Raw genomic sequence first — 13622 nt, 5'->3', positions numbered from 1 at the left:
TGAATTAAGTAATAATACATTTAAAGGAGTCCTGGAAAATGTAATACTGGATTGTTAGAGAAGCTTAAATGACCGGTTGGGTCAGATAGGAAAATGCAGTGGAGGATTCTGAGAGATACTGTAAAAATAAGGGAGACTATTTTATGATTATCTTTTCAAAGTACTCATCATAGGCTATGTGAAAGTGTGGGAGTTCCCTTCTGAGTTCTTCCTCGAGTTCAAGGATGCGCCGCATATCCTCCCTGTCAGCGAAGGCTATCAGCTTCCTCTCCCAGGCCTCCTTGCATCTGAGGCTGCAGGGTATGAAACCTGATGGGAGTACAACCGCACATGCATCCCCTGGCACCTCCAGTTCAGCCAGCTCCTCAAGGTGATCCTCATCAATGGCGTACCTTGTATCCTCTGAGAAGCTCCTGATACAGCATTCAGGGTACCCCAGGAGGCGTCCTATATTCTCATCATCACCCCTGTAAACCCCAAGTTCGGTTGAGATCACAGGGTCAAGGGCCGGCCTTGTTGGCGGATTATACTTTCTCGTTATCTCAATCTCCAGCTGGAGCCTTGACATCAGCTGGTTGAACTGGAAGTCATCCATACGGCATATAACACTCAGGCAATCCCTGCAACCATCATCCCTTATCCTGACTATCCTTTCATAGACCTTTTCAAGCATAAGACCACATCTTTATCCTGGTACCTGACAGAATCATAGTTCACCGGCATTCCACCGGATCACACCTTCACCCTGTACTCAAGTACAAGGTCCTTTCCGAGGGTGTAGTGTTTTATGAGTTCAAGTCTGACTGCATCAGCCATATCCTTTATGCCCTCACCATCCACCAGTGTCCTTGCAGCCTCGCCACCCACAATCATGGGTGCTATGCAGACCCTGACCTCATCCACCAGGCCTGCTGTGATCATGGAGTAATTCAGGGTTGAACCCCCCTCAAGCATCAGCTTCCTCACACCCCTCCTGTGGAGTTCCTCCATGAGCACCTCAAGGTCCACCCTCTCCCCCCCAGTGACTATAACATCGGCACTCTCCCTGAGGACAGAAACCCTCCCTTCAGGTGCCATCTCTGAGACAGCTATTATGGTGGGGGCCTCATTATTGAGCACCCTTGAATGCGGGGGTGTCCTTGCCCTGCTGTCAACCACCACCCTGATTGGGTTCTCCTCTGGACTGGCATCTATTTTATGCACGGTCAGCCTGGGGTCATCTGCAAGGACCGTGTTGATACCCACCATTATGGCATCGGACTCCCTTCGAAGTTCATGGACCCTTACAAGGTCCTCCCTTCCAGATATCTCTGAACTTCCTGTTTCTGTTGCAATCTTCCCGTCAAGTGTCATTGCAGCGTTCAGTATCACGTGGGGCCTCATCCTATTCCCTCAGATGTCTGTATTGATAACATTATATCCATCATCCTATAAATCAGTCATTCACACAATAAAAGGAGGTTAAGATTATGGACAGGTACAGGAGAGGGATGGAGATCCTTGAATCAATTAACAGGGAATCCTACAGGGCCCTTAAGGAGGAGCTTGAAGAGGTATCCCCCGACCTCTCACGTTTTGTGGCTGAGTTTGCATACGGTGATGTTTACTCAAGGAAGGGCCTTGACCTTAAGACCCGGGAGCTTATCACAATCGCTGCGCTGACGGTTCTGGGGGCTGAGAAGCAGCTCAAGAGTCATGTTAAGGGTGCCCTGAATGCTGGCTGCACAAGGGAGGAAATAATAGAGGTTATCATTCAGATGGCTGTTTATGCAGGGTTTCCTGCAGCGATAAACGGGGCCATAGCAGCAAAGGAAGCCTTCAGAGACTGAAAAATAAGAACAGGAGGGTAAAGTAAGCCATCGCGACCCTCATCACAGCCCAGAGACTCCGGTAAACCTATAACAGCAATTCAAGATCCTCATCAAAATCAAAGGACAGGCCCATGGTACTACCTATAAAAAACCATGAGCCCCATCACAATCCAAAGACCTTCCCTGCATTTTCAGTGGTTATCCTGTCAGCTTCCCCTACCTTAATGTCCTTGATCTCGGCTATCTTTTTAACAGCCTCCTCAACGAAGGCCGGTTCGTTACGTTTACCCCTGAAGGGTGAGAGGTAGGGGCTGTCTGTTTCTGTTAAGATGTTCTCAAGGGGTAGCTTCTCCACGAGGTCCATGTGGTGCTCCGAGAATACAACCATGGTAGGCACCGATATATAGTAGCCCTCATCAATTATCCTGCGGGCTGTTTCATGGCTTCCGCTGTAACAGTGAAATACCACCAGAGGGATGCTGTAATCAAGCACTGCCTCAAGGGCCCTTTCCTCCGCATCCCTTGCATGGACCACGAGGGGCATTTCATATTCAGCCGCCAGTCCCGCGAATACCCTGAAGGTATCCTCCTGTTTTTTTCTACCCCCCGGATCCCTGGTATGATGGAAGTCCATCCCTGTCTCGCCTATGGCCACTATCCTGTCGATGCTGGACTCTATCTGGGATACAACCTCTTCTATGAGTTCCCTCCTTGCCTTGGATGCGTCGGTGGGGTGGAAGCCCATGGTGGCGTATATGAAGTCAGGGTGCTGTGATGCCAGTTCAAGGGCCATCCTGTTACCTCCAGGACCCACCCCCGAGTCTATAACAGCGTCAAGTTTTTTTCTTGCCCTTTCAATAACCTCTTCACGGTTTCTGTTGAAGTCCTTGAAGTCAAGGTGACAGTGAATATCTATAATGAAAGATACCTCCAGAAGAACATCTTAAAATAAATGAGGGGTTTATGTTCCGAATCTCCGTTCCCTCTCCTGGTATGACCTTATAGCCCTCAGGAAGTCCACCTTTCTGAGTTCAGGCCAGAGGCTGTCGCAGAAGTAGAGCTCCGAGTAGGAGGACTGCCAGAGGAGGAAGCCGCTGAGGCGTTCCTCGCCGCTTGTCCTTATAATAAGGTGGGGGTCCTCAAGGCCTGCTGTGTAGAGGTTCCTGTTTATCAGGTCCTCATCGATGTCCTCTAGTTCTATTTTCCCTGCCTTCACATCCTCTGCAATCTTCCTTGCAGCGTCAACTATCTCCTGCCTGCCATCATAGCCTATGGCTATGTTCACCAGGCGGTCGGAGTACTGCTCCGTTGACTTCTCAGCCACCTCTATGGCCCTTCTCACGTCCTCAGGTAGGAGTTCAAGTTTGCCAACAGCCTTGACCCTGACCCTGTTTTTATGTATCTTTTCATTGCTGGTTATGGCCTCAAAGTTTTCCTTGAAGAGGTTCATGAGGCCTTTAACTTCCCTTTCAGGCCTTTTAAAGTTCTCTGTTGAGAATGCATATGCTGTTACGATCTCTATGCCAAGGTCAACGCACCAGTCCAGGACCTTTTCAAGGGTCTCGATGCCCTTTTTATGGCCCTCAATGGGGTCGAAGCTGCCATGGATCCGTGAGTATCGTCTGTTACCGTCCATTATGATTGCTATGTGTCTGGGCATCTTCTCTTTTTTGAGGTTGCGGGATATGTACCATTCATATAGTCTATAGATTGGTTTTAAAGGTGACATCTCATATCTACCCTTCCAGTTTTTCCGGGTCATCTGAAATTTAAAATTTAATCATGATCAGTTCTCCTTGTGGCAAGCCAGTGGGCGAAGTTCAGTGCCCTTATATAGCCTTCCCTTGTCTGGGACCGTGATGTGTCAATAAAAATTCCCTTGAAGCCCAGGGCAACGGCGCCGTAGCTTCTGGCCTTGCCGATGAGAACCAGTGATCTGAATATGAGGTTACCGGTGATCCCGTCGGGTGCTATGATTATGTTACACCCGTCGCCAACGGCTTCCTCTATCAGTATGTGGTAGTGTTTAACTTTATATTTATCCCTTATCATTGATGTGAGTGCTTCACCCTCACGTATTGACCTGTCAATTTCAGGGGCCCTTCCAAGGTCACCCTCCCTTCCACCTGAAATCACGGCTATGCACGGTTCTGTTCCTGTTTTCATGAGGAATTTGGCGGCGCTTAATGCGATTTCAGCCCTTTCCTCAAGGTTTCTCCCCTCATCTATACCGACGGGTGCAAGGAGGAAGCTGCCTGTGCCTGTTTTTATCCATGATGCCCTCCTGAGGGGGCCCTCCCCCTTGAGCTCTGATATTATGTCCGCAGATGGCAGGGACCCCCTTACGTATGCGTCTGCATCCTCCTCTTTTATGTGTCTGATGAACTCCTCAGAGGAGTGAACAAGTTCAACGTGAAAATCAACGGCTTCAGCTGCCTTCTCAATCTCGGTGTTGTCCCCGGCACCGGCAATGATCTTCATTTAGAAAGCCCCTTTATCAGTATTACTGGCTCATAATTCGGGCCTCCTTTTAGGGAGGGTGTTCAGCCACTGTCTTCAGTCAGGTTAAGGTGCATTTAGAGTATCATAACAATATATATAATGGTGGTGTCCTATTGATTATAAATGTTCCGCCAACCACGGCGCTAAATTTATATGAAAGATCTGGAAATAGATTTTTAGGTTAACAGAAAAATAATATGCAGATCCATTAAAATCCTAATTATCCTTCAAAAAAGAAGAGGAAGGTAAAACTATGGATACCAAGAACAAGATAATCCTAGGACTGTTCATTGTAATTATCGGTCTTTCAGTTTTAACATATGAGAATTACATTACAAATTCCCAGAACGTATTTATCGGAGAGAAACACGTCCTTCTGCTCTGCGCAGATCCAAGCGAACCAAGATCAGGAATCGGTGCCGTTGACATGGCATTCATATTAACCCTGAATAACGGTAACATAACCAATGTAACCGCAGTCTACCCACACAACATGGCCCACCCCACCGCGGAGCCCCCCGCTGCACTCAGGGCTCAGGGAGTGAACAGATGGTTACTCCACGACTCCCTCTGGGAAGCGGACACAGAGAAGGGGGTCAGGCTGGCCCAGGAAATAGTTGAATACAATACCGGCGTGAAGACAGATATCGTGGTCATAGTCACCCCACAGGCAGTTGACGGAATACTGCAGGCCATAGGACCTGTATATGTTGAAGGACAGGGCTATGTCTCAGGTAACAGTATAAACTTCCTGAGGGATGAGCAGAGGCAGGGCTCCTCAAGGGGCCCCGCGGTCCAGTCCCTGATGAAGGCAATATTCAATGCAACAAAGGACAGGTCAAAGTACATCGCCCTTGTAAATGCAGGTATACAGCAGTACCAGCAGGGCAACATTGTTGTGGTACCCCAGGGGGCGTTTATCCAGTTCCTGATTTCAACCGGGATAGAAAGGGCAACCACCTAACCCCACATATATTTTTTATTTTACAGTAAACTGGTAAACCGGATCATTAAGCGCAAAACTTAACTATCAGAATGTAGATATAGACTCTGGGGGATTACCTTGTCTTTGAATGACAGTGAAAAATCCGGGGGTTACCTGATCTGCACAAACTGTGGAGGCTACTATCAGCTGAAAGCCGGTGAAAGTCCATCTGATTTTGATTCCTGCGAATGTGGAGGTTTGCTGGAATATCATCGGCGACTGGAAGAGGTTTATGAAGAACCCAGTGAAAGCTCCGGTGATTACGTTGAATATGCTGATGACCGGAAGTTAAACATTCTGAAGGATCTATCAGAGAGCATCGAAAACGAGAAGAAAACCCTGGAGGAAATAACAGATGGTAAATGGTCCCTCATGGACTTTGTTGCCGAGAAAAGAATCCTGGATGATGTCAGAAAACAGAAGAAACTTGTGAACGAACTCCTTGATGAGGAGATCATTGAAGGTAACCTTGTAACGGGTACAGGTGTTAAGACTGAAAACTTCATATCACAGGTACGTGAGCAGAGGGACATGATGGCTGAACTCGATGGCAGAAGTTCCCTTAACAGCCGGTTCCTGAAGACCGCAGTTACAATTCTGCTTATTTTTATAGCAATATGTTTCGTATACTTCTTTTTCGCAATAAAGTTAACATGAAGACCCTGCAAATTATCAGACAGGTCTCAAAGAATTTTTTTAACGTTCACTGAATTCATCTCAGGCAAACACCAGAAGAATCAAAAAAAAATTCATTCTTAGGGGACACTGGGTGAATCAGTGCCCCTGACATTCCCTCAGGGCTGCTTCAACAGCCTCAAGGGTTCTGTCAGCGTGCTCCATCTCATGTGCGGCTGATATGAAGCAGCACTCAAACTGTGACGGTGGTATGAACACCCCACCATCAAGGAGGGAGTGGAAGTACCTCATAAAGAGTTCAGTGTCAGAGGTCCTGGCGGTCCTGTAGTCTGTGACCTCCTCCCCTGTAAAGTAGACCTGGAACATTGATGCAAGGCCTGCAACCTGATAGTTCAGGTCAAGGTCCGAGAGGATGTCCCTTAAACCTCCCCTCATATATGAGCCCATCCTTTCAAGTCCATGGTAAAGGTCTTCATCAAGGAGCTGAAGGGTTCTGATACCTGCAGCTACCGATACAGGGTTTCCGTTGAAGGTCCCTGCCTGGTATACTGGTCCTGCAGGCGCTATATTCTCCATTATCTCCCTTTTACCTGCAAGTACGCCCATAGGGAACCCTCCACCGGCAATTTTTCCCAGTGTAACCAGGTCAGGTTCAACACCATAGTACTCCTGGGCCCCTCCAGCCGCAACCCTGAACCCTGTGATAACCTCATCAAATATTAGGAGTATGTCGTTCTCCATGGTTATGTCCCTGAGGAACTGGAGGTAACCGTTCATGGGTTCTATACACCCGACGTTACCCATAACCGGCTCCACCATTATGCAGGCTATTTCAGGGCCCATCTCCTCCATGAGTTCAACCATTGCCTCCTCATCATTAAAGGGGGCTGTGAGGGTGTTGCTCACCGTTGCCCCGGGTATCCCGGGGGAGTCAGGGGCTGCCGCTGCACCGGATCCTGGTTTTACAAGGACGTAGTCGTGGGCTCCGTGGTATGACCCCTCAAATTTAACTATCTTATCCCTGCCCGTGAATGCTCTTGCAAGTCTCACAGCAGCCATGGTTGCCTCGGTACCAGAGTTCATGAAGCGGACCATCTCCGCGCAGGGCACCCTGTCTATTATCATCCCTGCAAGTTCTACTTCACCTTCCGATGGGACACCATAGGCGGTTCCCCTCCTGATCTGACGGGTGACCGCCTCAACAACCTCTGGATGGGCATGTCCAAGTATAAGGGGCCCATAGGCCAGACAGTAGTCTATGTATTCCACGCCATCAACACTTTCAAGTACGCATCCTCTGCCACCGGCTGCAAAGAAAGGGTATGGTTCAAACCTCCTTACAGGTGAACTCACACCGCCTGGCAGAACATCCTGAGCCATTCTAAAAAGTTCCTCTGAATTCATACAAGATCCCTCTGAACCAGTCTTCAAGTAACATAAAATCCGAAAACCTTTAACTGCTCCACTCTAAACCTTCCTACCCTCCGAAAGGGCTATGAGCGCATTTGCTGCAGCCACAGCCACGGGAGTCCCCCCCTTGGGGCCCTCCGTTATCATGTGGGGTAGTTCTGTCCTCCGGAGGGCCTCCTTTGACTCTGCAGCACCTACAAAGCCTACAGGAACACCTATAACAGCATCTGCATCCAGTGACCCGTCTTCTACAAGTTCAATTACCTTCATGAGGGCTGTGGGTGCGTTTCCAATGACGATGAGCCCCCTGAAGCCCTTCTCTGCAGCGTACTCCACCGCGGCGGCGGCCCTTGTGATTTCCCTGCCGGCTGCAATCTCCGCAACCTCAGGCCTCCTGATGAAGGACACCGCCCTGTCGCCTGTTATACCGGCCCGAACCATTTCAATATCGGTGAGTATGCTCCCCGATTCCCTGAGGGACCCCAGGGCTGCCTGTACAAAGTCACTGCTGAACCTTGTAATCCTTGCATATTCAGGGTCCGCCGTGGAGTGAACTATCCTCTCAACTATGGCAGCCTCCTCTTCCCCTAAACCGGCTATGTCATTCCCTATGAGTTCCCTGACTATCTCCCTGCTCTTTCTAGCAATCTCATAGCCCTGGCCTGTGGATGCACCCATCACTCTATCACCTACGGTGTGAGCCTCCTCCTGTCCCTGGGGAAGAGCACTGTTTCCCTTATGTTCTTAAGGCCAGTGAGGGTCATGTTGAATCTCTCAGCTCCAAGTCCCCACCCTGCATGGGGAGGCATCCCGTACTCAAAGGCTTCAAGGTAGCTCTTAAAGGATTCAGGGTTCAGTCCCTGCCTCCTGATCTTCTCAACAAGGAGGTCGTGCTGGTGCACCCTCATGGCACCCGAGGATATCTCAAGGTCGCGGTACATCAGGTCAAAGGCATGGCTCCTCTCGGGTTCATCCTCATCAGGCATGACATAGAAGGGCTTTATTGCTGTCGGCCAGGAGGTTATGAAGTAGTAGCCATCCATTATCTCACCAAGGGCCTTCTCAGCCGCCCTCGGCAGGTCCTCGCCGTGCTTCATGGGGACCCCCTTTGAGTTAACCATCTCAACCGCCTCATCGTATTCTATCCTCTCAAAGGGTATTTCAGGGACCTCAAGTTCCCTTCCAAGGGTTTCCAGTGCATCCGAGCAGTGCTCGTTGACGTCCTCAATGACCCTTACAACGAGGTTCTCAAGTATCTTCATGACATCCTCATGGTCAAGGAAGGATGCCTCTATGTCGATGGAGATGACCTCATTGAGGTGCCTGAGGGTGTCGTGTTCCTCTGCACGGAATATGGGTGCGATTTCATATACACGGTCAAGGCCGGTTGCCATCATCATCTGCTTGTAGAGCTGGGGGCTCTGACCAAGGAAGGCCTCCCTCTCAAAGTAGGTTATGGGGAAGAGCTCCGTGCCCCCCTCTGTGGCGGATGCCACGAGTTTTGGGGTGTTTATTTCAAGGAAATCATTTTCTTCGAGGAATACGCGGACTGAATGCAGCATCCTGCTTTTTATCTTGAATATTGCACTTACACCCGGCTTTCGAAGGTCCAGGAACCTTGCATCAAGCCTCGTGTCTATCTCAGCCTTCACCTTCTCTGTGGGGTCCAGGGGGAGTGGCTGTTTTGATGGGCTGAGCACCCTCAGGTAGGAGGGTATCACCTCAAATCCGCCCGGTGCCTTGCCTGACTCCTGCACCTTACCCTTAAATGCCACCACTGATTCCTTTTTAAGTTTCCTGATGGATTTGAAGAGCTCCTCGTCAATCTTTTTGCTGGGGGCTGTTATCTGGAGGAGTCCGTCCCTGTCCCTTAGAAGAACGAATATTATTCCTCCAAGGTCCCTTATCTCATGGACCCAGCCCATGACCGTGACTTCCTCTCCATCCATCCCCGGGTCTATGTCCTTTGAATAGTGACTTCTTCGAAGATCTCCTAGTAACATTAAATCACCTCTCCAATCTTTTCCTGAATGATTCTGCATGTGCATAGAGGCCTTCATATTCTGCAAGTTTCAGAACAGTGTCTTTGATATTTTTAAGGCCTTCATGTGTTATTTTCTGCACTGTTGGTTTTTTTATGAATGACTCTGTGGACAGCCCCGAATACATCCTTGCGCAGCCTGCCGTCGGGAGCACGTGGTTTGTGCCTGAACCATAATCCCCTGCAGCGACCGGTGAGAGTTCACCCAGGAATATGGATCCGGCGTTCCTTACATCCCTGAGGGTTTCCTCAGGGGAAGCTGTCATTATAACAAGGTGTTCGGGTGCGTAGTGGTTGCTGAATTCCACAGCCTCATCAAGGTCTGAGGTTATAACTATCATCCCGTATCTCTCAAGGGACTCCTCTATTATAGTGGCCCTTTCCATGTATTTAATATTTTCACGGACCCTGTCATTCACATCCTCTGCAAGTCCCTCTGAATCAGTTACAAGTACACTTGCAGCCTGCGGGTCATGTTCTGCCTGGGCAAGTATCTCATATGCGATGTAGTCGGGGTCCGCGGTTTCATCGGCTATTATGAGGACCTCTGATGGTCCTGCAGGAAAGTCAATATCCACGTCCCCGTAGACCAGCTTCTTTGCTGCGGTCACGAATATGTTCCCCGGCCCCACTATCTTGTCCACGGGCATTATGGTCTCTGTGCCGTAGGCCATTGCAGCGATTGCCTGGGCACCCCCGACCCGGTATATCTCATCTGCACCTGCAAGGTCAGCCGCCACGAGGATGGCATCCGAAACTGAACCATCCCTTCCAGGTGGTGTGCAGCAGACTATCCTTCCCACACCGGCTATCCTTGCCGGGATGACCGTCATGAGGACCGTTGACGGGTAAACAGCCCTTCCACCGGGGATGTAGCAGCCGGCACTCTCAAGGGGCCTTACTATCTGCCCTGCCATTACACCGGGCCTCACCTCCTCCATCCACCCTGATGGCAGCTGGAGCCTGTGGAATGCTTCTATATTCGATGCTGCATCCTCAAGGGCCCCCCTAACATCAGGGTCGAGTCTTTCATGGGCTGCCTCTATCTCCTTCCCATCAACAAGGAAGTTTTCAGGTGAGACGCCGTCAAATTTCTCTGTAAGCTCCCTGAGGGCTCGGTCACCCTCTGACCTCACCCTGCCTATGATTTCGGTTACCGGTCCAAGCACATCATCAACGTCTATCCTTGACCTTTCAACAAGTTCCTGAATCCTATCAGGATCAAAGTCTGTTATCTTCATCGGGATGATCCTCCATGAGATTGATATAAATAATTAGTTTTATGGTGCCGCTCCTTTTAAGGGTTATCAGAAATAATTAATTAGTTTAACCGGCAGGCAGGCACAGTGCTGAATTTAATATTCTGAAAAATTGGAGTAATAAATAGATTTATTTCCCCCATCTTACATCAATATTAAACATGGTTAAAATCTGTTCATATAAAGGACTGAAGTGTCATGTTTTTTTTTATTAATGAATACTGTATCTTCGATTTTGGTAAGGGGCTGCTCTGTGAACCAAAATTTTTAAATAATAAATTTAATACATACTTATAAGGAGAATGAGGCTGGTAAAATGTATAAGGACGAAATGATACAACTTCACCAATTTTTAGTATATGTTCTGAAGTACCTTGAGAATGGATATGATATTAAAGACGAATGCGAGGAGTACTTCTCCCTGAACATCAGCCCCCATCACATCCACCGGACCAAGGCCGAACACAAGTATGCTATTTTTGTCCTTTCAAGCGCCATATCAGAGATACTCGCCAAAAAGGAAAACAACAACCTCCCTCCGAACGTGGTTAATGGACTTTCAGAGCTTGCTAAGCGCTCAAGAAAGGAACTCGTTAAGATAGAAGCCAAACTCGAGGCAAAATAAGCGCTCCTCACATTCCCATAATATATCCTATTAATTTTAAGCATTAGCCATAATGCCAGTCTCATATTAAAGGCAGCCATCAGCAGAGGGTCATCCCGGCCCTGAGATTCTCTCCCTTTACCATCATCTATTAATACACTGGGGCGACAATTTTATAATATTATCATGATTTCACAGCTCTGGAAGTCCAGGGCAATGTTAATCAGGAGGGTGTTTTTAATGAAGGCTATGGAACGGATGATATGTCTTGTGGATGGAGAGCACTATCTGCCTGTGACAAAGGCCGCCGTCGAAACCCTTGACTCAATGGAGCACATCGATGTGAAGGCCCTCATATTCATAGGTGGAACCGAGAAGCTCAGAACCTCCTCGCCGGAGGAGTACAGTGAGATGATGGAGAGGCCCGTCTACTTCGGTGAGGACCATGACAGGATCCCCTATGAACTCATAGGCAAACTCATAAGAAAGTACGGTGCAGACACCGTCATGGACCTCAGTGATGAACCGGTCCTTGATTACTCAAAGAGGTTCAGGATAGCCTCCGTGGTCCTTGGTGAGGGTGCGGTTTACAGGGGCCCTGACTTTGAATTCCAGCCCCTCACAGAATACGATGTTCTTGAAAAACCATCCCTCAAGATCCTCGGGACGGGTAAGAGGATAGGTAAAACAGCCGTCTCTGCCTATGCAGCCCGACTCATCCATGAACGCAGGTACAACCCATGCGTGGTTGCAATGGGCCGGGGCGGTCCTGAAGAACCTGAAATCGTTCGTGGAGATGAGATTGACATAACCCCCGAGTACCTGATGGAACAGTCAGATAGGGGTGTGCATGCAGCCTCTGACCACTGGGAGGACGCCCTCATGAGCCGCATACTCACCGTTGGCTGCCGGCGCTGCGGCGGGGGGATGGCAGGGGATGTCTTCATAACCAACATGAAGCGTGGCGCTGAACTTGCAAACACCCTGGACGCCGACTTCATAATCCTCGAGGGGAGCGGGGCCGCCATACCCCCTGTGAAGTCCATGAGACACATAGTCCTTGTTGGAGCAAACCAGCCCATCATGAACATTAAAAACTTCCTCGGCCCCTTCAGGATCAAACTGGCGGACCTTGTTATACTCACCATGTGCGAGGAACCCATGGCCAGTGACATGAAGGTGAGGGAGATAGCCGAGTTCATAGGGGACATAAACCCCGATGCAGAGGTCATAGCAACCGTATTCAGACCGAAACCCCTGGGCGATATAGCTGGTAAGAATGTGCTCTTTGCAACAACAGCCCCTGAATCCGTACAGGGCCTCCTTGTTGAGCACCTTGAATCAGAGTACGGGTGCAGGGTCGTTGGAACAACACCCCACCTCTCAAACAGGCCCTTACTCCAGAAGGACATTGAAAGGTACATCAACGAGGCGGATGTTATGCTCACCGAACTCAAGGCCGCTGCAGTTGACGTGGCAACCAGGGACGCCCTGGAGGCTGGACTCGAGGTTGTATACTGTGACAACATACCTGTTGTCAGGGATGGTTCCCAGGATGAGCTGGATGATGCCATAATTGACGTCGTTGAGATGGCCATTAACGATTTCAACACCAGGAAGACACCATGAAAACCTGGTCTTCCTGTTTAAGGATCTAAAGATGTCATCTCTGGAACGAACAGCACAGGGAAAACATGACAGGAACTGAGAAACCCCTGGACCATGCCGATTTGAAGAAACTCCTCAGGTTCTCACTTACAGAGAAGAAGGTTATCCAGGAGCTTGGCATACCTGGGGAAGCCTTCATACCCCTTCTTTTTTCCATACGTTTTGGTGGTGACTGGAGCCTTGCAGAGAAAACCGGCAGGTTCATGGCCATAAAGGAGAAGGTGACCCGCTTTGATGAAGAGGAAATGGTGGGCAGGACCCTTGAAATAGTCTACCTCTTCCTTAATCCATCGGTGCTCAGGGAGGAGGGAACGGTCTACCGGCTTGAGAAGTGCAGCTCAAGAAATGAAAGGGAACTTGTTAAAAGGCCCTACCGTGTCCTGGTGGATGGTGACTACATACTGAGGGCTGTTCTTGACCCCCTGGACCTTAAAATAAGGCTCAAGAGGATAGAGGGTCCGCTGGAGTTCACAGGTTCAGGCGCCTACGGTGTGGCCCATGAAATAGAACACCTGAGGTGCGTGGAGGCAGAGGGCACTCCCTTCTGGGAATTTGAATATGAAATAGAAGATTGATGTGACCTGAAAAGGATCACTTGATAAACCATCTTTCTGATTTTTCAGAACACTAAAATGGGGTGTCGGTAACACATATATTTATAAATTTAGATATATGGATAGTTAGTTGAATTAAATGATGGTGATAG

General features: G+C 49.1%; 15 protein-coding genes. 6 read left to right on the top strand and 9 right to left on the bottom strand.

Features of this window, described 5'->3' with window-relative positions; all coding sequences use genetic code 11:
- Nucleotides 1-136: 136 nt before the first annotated feature.
- On the bottom strand, nt 137-673 hold the full coding sequence (locus N5910_RS03415; RefSeq protein ID WP_191216448.1) for a DUF483 domain-containing protein: 537 nt from the start codon (nt 671-673) through the stop codon (nt 137-139).
- Nucleotides 674-732: 59 nt separating this feature from the next.
- Nucleotides 733-1383: a 2,5-diamino-6-(ribosylamino)-4(3H)-pyrimidinone 5'-phosphate reductase gene (locus N5910_RS03410; protein ID WP_191216447.1), complete on the bottom strand. Its 651-nt coding sequence runs from the start codon at nt 1381-1383 to the stop codon at nt 733-735.
- 86 nt (nt 1384-1469) lie between these two features.
- On the opposite strand from N5910_RS03410, the gene N5910_RS03405 reads away from it, so the two are divergent.
- On the top strand, nt 1470-1829 hold the full coding sequence (locus N5910_RS03405; RefSeq protein ID WP_191216446.1) for a carboxymuconolactone decarboxylase family protein: 360 nt from the start codon (nt 1470-1472) through the stop codon (nt 1827-1829).
- Between the two features lie 145 nt (nt 1830-1974).
- Here the strand turns inward: N5910_RS03405 and N5910_RS03400 are convergent, their stop codons facing one another.
- The 3 genes from N5910_RS03400 to mtxX all read right to left on the bottom strand — a co-directional run bounded on the left by N5910_RS03400 (nt 1975) and on the right by mtxX (nt 4292).
- Nucleotides 1975-2670 (bottom strand): YchF/TatD family DNA exonuclease, encoded by a 696-nt coding sequence (locus N5910_RS03400; protein WP_315901951.1) that lies wholly within the window; start codon nt 2668-2670, stop codon nt 1975-1977.
- Between the two features lie 102 nt (nt 2671-2772).
- Nucleotides 2773-3540 carry a polyprenyl diphosphate synthase gene (uppS, locus tag N5910_RS03395; RefSeq protein WP_191216445.1) on the bottom strand — a complete coding sequence of 256 codons (768 nt, stop codon included), beginning with the start codon at nt 3538-3540 and terminating at the stop codon, nt 2773-2775.
- A 47-nt stretch (nt 3541-3587) separates the two neighbouring features.
- Nucleotides 3588-4292 (bottom strand): methanogenesis marker protein Mmp4/MtxX, encoded by a 705-nt coding sequence (gene mtxX, locus N5910_RS03390; protein ID WP_191216444.1) that lies wholly within the window; start codon nt 4290-4292, stop codon nt 3588-3590.
- A 274-nt stretch (nt 4293-4566) separates the two neighbouring features.
- On the opposite strand from mtxX, the gene N5910_RS03385 reads away from it, so the two are divergent.
- Nucleotides 4567-5277 (top strand): DUF4012 domain-containing protein, encoded by a 711-nt coding sequence (locus tag N5910_RS03385; protein WP_191216443.1) that lies wholly within the window; start codon nt 4567-4569, stop codon nt 5275-5277.
- 99 nt (nt 5278-5376) lie between these two features.
- Nucleotides 5377-5955, top strand: coding sequence for a hypothetical protein (locus N5910_RS03380; protein ID WP_191216442.1), 579 nt, complete (start codon nt 5377-5379; stop codon nt 5953-5955).
- Nucleotides 5956-6072: 117 nt separating this feature from the next.
- Here N5910_RS03380 and hemL read toward each other — a convergent pair whose 3' ends face one another.
- From hemL to hisD, 4 genes are all read right to left on the bottom strand, one after another.
- Nucleotides 6073-7338 (bottom strand): glutamate-1-semialdehyde 2,1-aminomutase, encoded by a 1266-nt coding sequence (hemL, locus tag N5910_RS03375; RefSeq protein ID WP_074358718.1) that lies wholly within the window; start codon nt 7336-7338, stop codon nt 6073-6075.
- A 63-nt stretch (nt 7339-7401) separates the two neighbouring features.
- The gene (locus N5910_RS03370) at nt 7402-8022 is read right to left on the bottom strand and encodes a cobalt-precorrin-8 methylmutase (protein ID WP_074358717.1); all 621 of its coding nucleotides are present in this window, start codon (nt 8020-8022) and stop codon (nt 7402-7404) included.
- Nucleotides 8023-8033: 11 nt separating this feature from the next.
- On the bottom strand, nt 8034-9347 hold the full coding sequence (gene aspS, locus N5910_RS03365) for an aspartate--tRNA(Asn) ligase (RefSeq protein ID WP_074358716.1): 1314 nt from the start codon (nt 9345-9347) through the stop codon (nt 8034-8036).
- Between the two features lie 4 nt (nt 9348-9351).
- Nucleotides 9352-10626, bottom strand: coding sequence for a histidinol dehydrogenase (hisD, locus tag N5910_RS03360; protein WP_261599776.1), 1275 nt, complete (start codon nt 10624-10626; stop codon nt 9352-9354).
- Between the two features lie 334 nt (nt 10627-10960).
- On the opposite strand from hisD, the gene N5910_RS03355 reads away from it, so the two are divergent.
- From N5910_RS03355 to N5910_RS03345, 3 genes are all read left to right on the top strand, one after another.
- Nucleotides 10961-11269 carry a UPF0058 family protein gene (locus N5910_RS03355; protein ID WP_261599775.1) on the top strand — a complete coding sequence of 103 codons (309 nt, stop codon included), beginning with the start codon at nt 10961-10963 and terminating at the stop codon, nt 11267-11269.
- 219 nt (nt 11270-11488) lie between these two features.
- Entirely contained in the window at nt 11489-12877 is a 1389-nt protein-coding gene (locus tag N5910_RS03350) for a cyclic 2,3-diphosphoglycerate synthase (protein WP_261599774.1), read from the top strand.
- 65 nt (nt 12878-12942) lie between these two features.
- Nucleotides 12943-13491 (top strand): RimK/LysX family protein, encoded by a 549-nt coding sequence (locus N5910_RS03345; protein WP_261599773.1) that lies wholly within the window; start codon nt 12943-12945, stop codon nt 13489-13491.
- Nucleotides 13492-13622 lie beyond the last annotated feature (131 nt).

Origin of the sequence: Methanothermobacter wolfeii (genome assembly GCF_025397995.1) — an archaeon.
Lineage (GTDB): Archaea > Methanobacteriota > Methanobacteria > Methanobacteriales > Methanothermobacteraceae > Methanothermobacter > Methanothermobacter wolfei.
This window is presented reverse-complemented; position numbering and strand designations above follow the sequence as displayed.

What these genes read in the sequence shown, in the direction of transcription:
- N5910_RS03345 (WP_261599773.1), top strand. Translation starts at nt 12,943, where the DNA reads ATGACAGGAACTGAGAAACCCCTGGACCATGCCGATTTGAAGAAACTC.
- hemL (WP_074358718.1), bottom strand. Translation starts at nt 7,338, where the DNA reads ATGAATTCAGAGGAACTTTTTAGAATGGCTCAGGATGTTCTGCCAGGC.
- N5910_RS03405 (WP_191216446.1), top strand. Translation starts at nt 1,470, where the DNA reads ATGGACAGGTACAGGAGAGGGATGGAGATCCTTGAATCAATTAACAGG.
- N5910_RS03350 (WP_261599774.1), top strand. Translation starts at nt 11,489, where the DNA reads ATGAAGGCTATGGAACGGATGATATGTCTTGTGGATGGAGAGCACTAT.
- N5910_RS03410 (WP_191216447.1), bottom strand. Translation starts at nt 1,383, where the DNA reads ATGAGGCCCCACGTGATACTGAACGCTGCAATGACACTTGACGGGAAG.
- N5910_RS03385 (WP_191216443.1), top strand. Translation starts at nt 4,567, where the DNA reads ATGGATACCAAGAACAAGATAATCCTAGGACTGTTCATTGTAATTATC.
- mtxX (WP_191216444.1), bottom strand. Translation starts at nt 4,292, where the DNA reads ATGAAGATCATTGCCGGTGCCGGGGACAACACCGAGATTGAGAAGGCA.
- N5910_RS03415 (WP_191216448.1), bottom strand. Translation starts at nt 673, where the DNA reads ATGCTTGAAAAGGTCTATGAAAGGATAGTCAGGATAAGGGATGATGGT.
- uppS (WP_191216445.1), bottom strand. Translation starts at nt 3,540, where the DNA reads ATGTCACCTTTAAAACCAATCTATAGACTATATGAATGGTACATATCC.
- hisD (WP_261599776.1), bottom strand. Translation starts at nt 10,626, where the DNA reads ATGAAGATAACAGACTTTGATCCTGATAGGATTCAGGAACTTGTTGAA.
- N5910_RS03355 (WP_261599775.1), top strand. Translation starts at nt 10,961, where the DNA reads ATGTATAAGGACGAAATGATACAACTTCACCAATTTTTAGTATATGTT.
- aspS (WP_074358716.1), bottom strand. Translation starts at nt 9,347, where the DNA reads ATGTTACTAGGAGATCTTCGAAGAAGTCACTATTCAAAGGACATAGAC.
- N5910_RS03370 (WP_074358717.1), bottom strand. Translation starts at nt 8,022, where the DNA reads ATGGGTGCATCCACAGGCCAGGGCTATGAGATTGCTAGAAAGAGCAGG.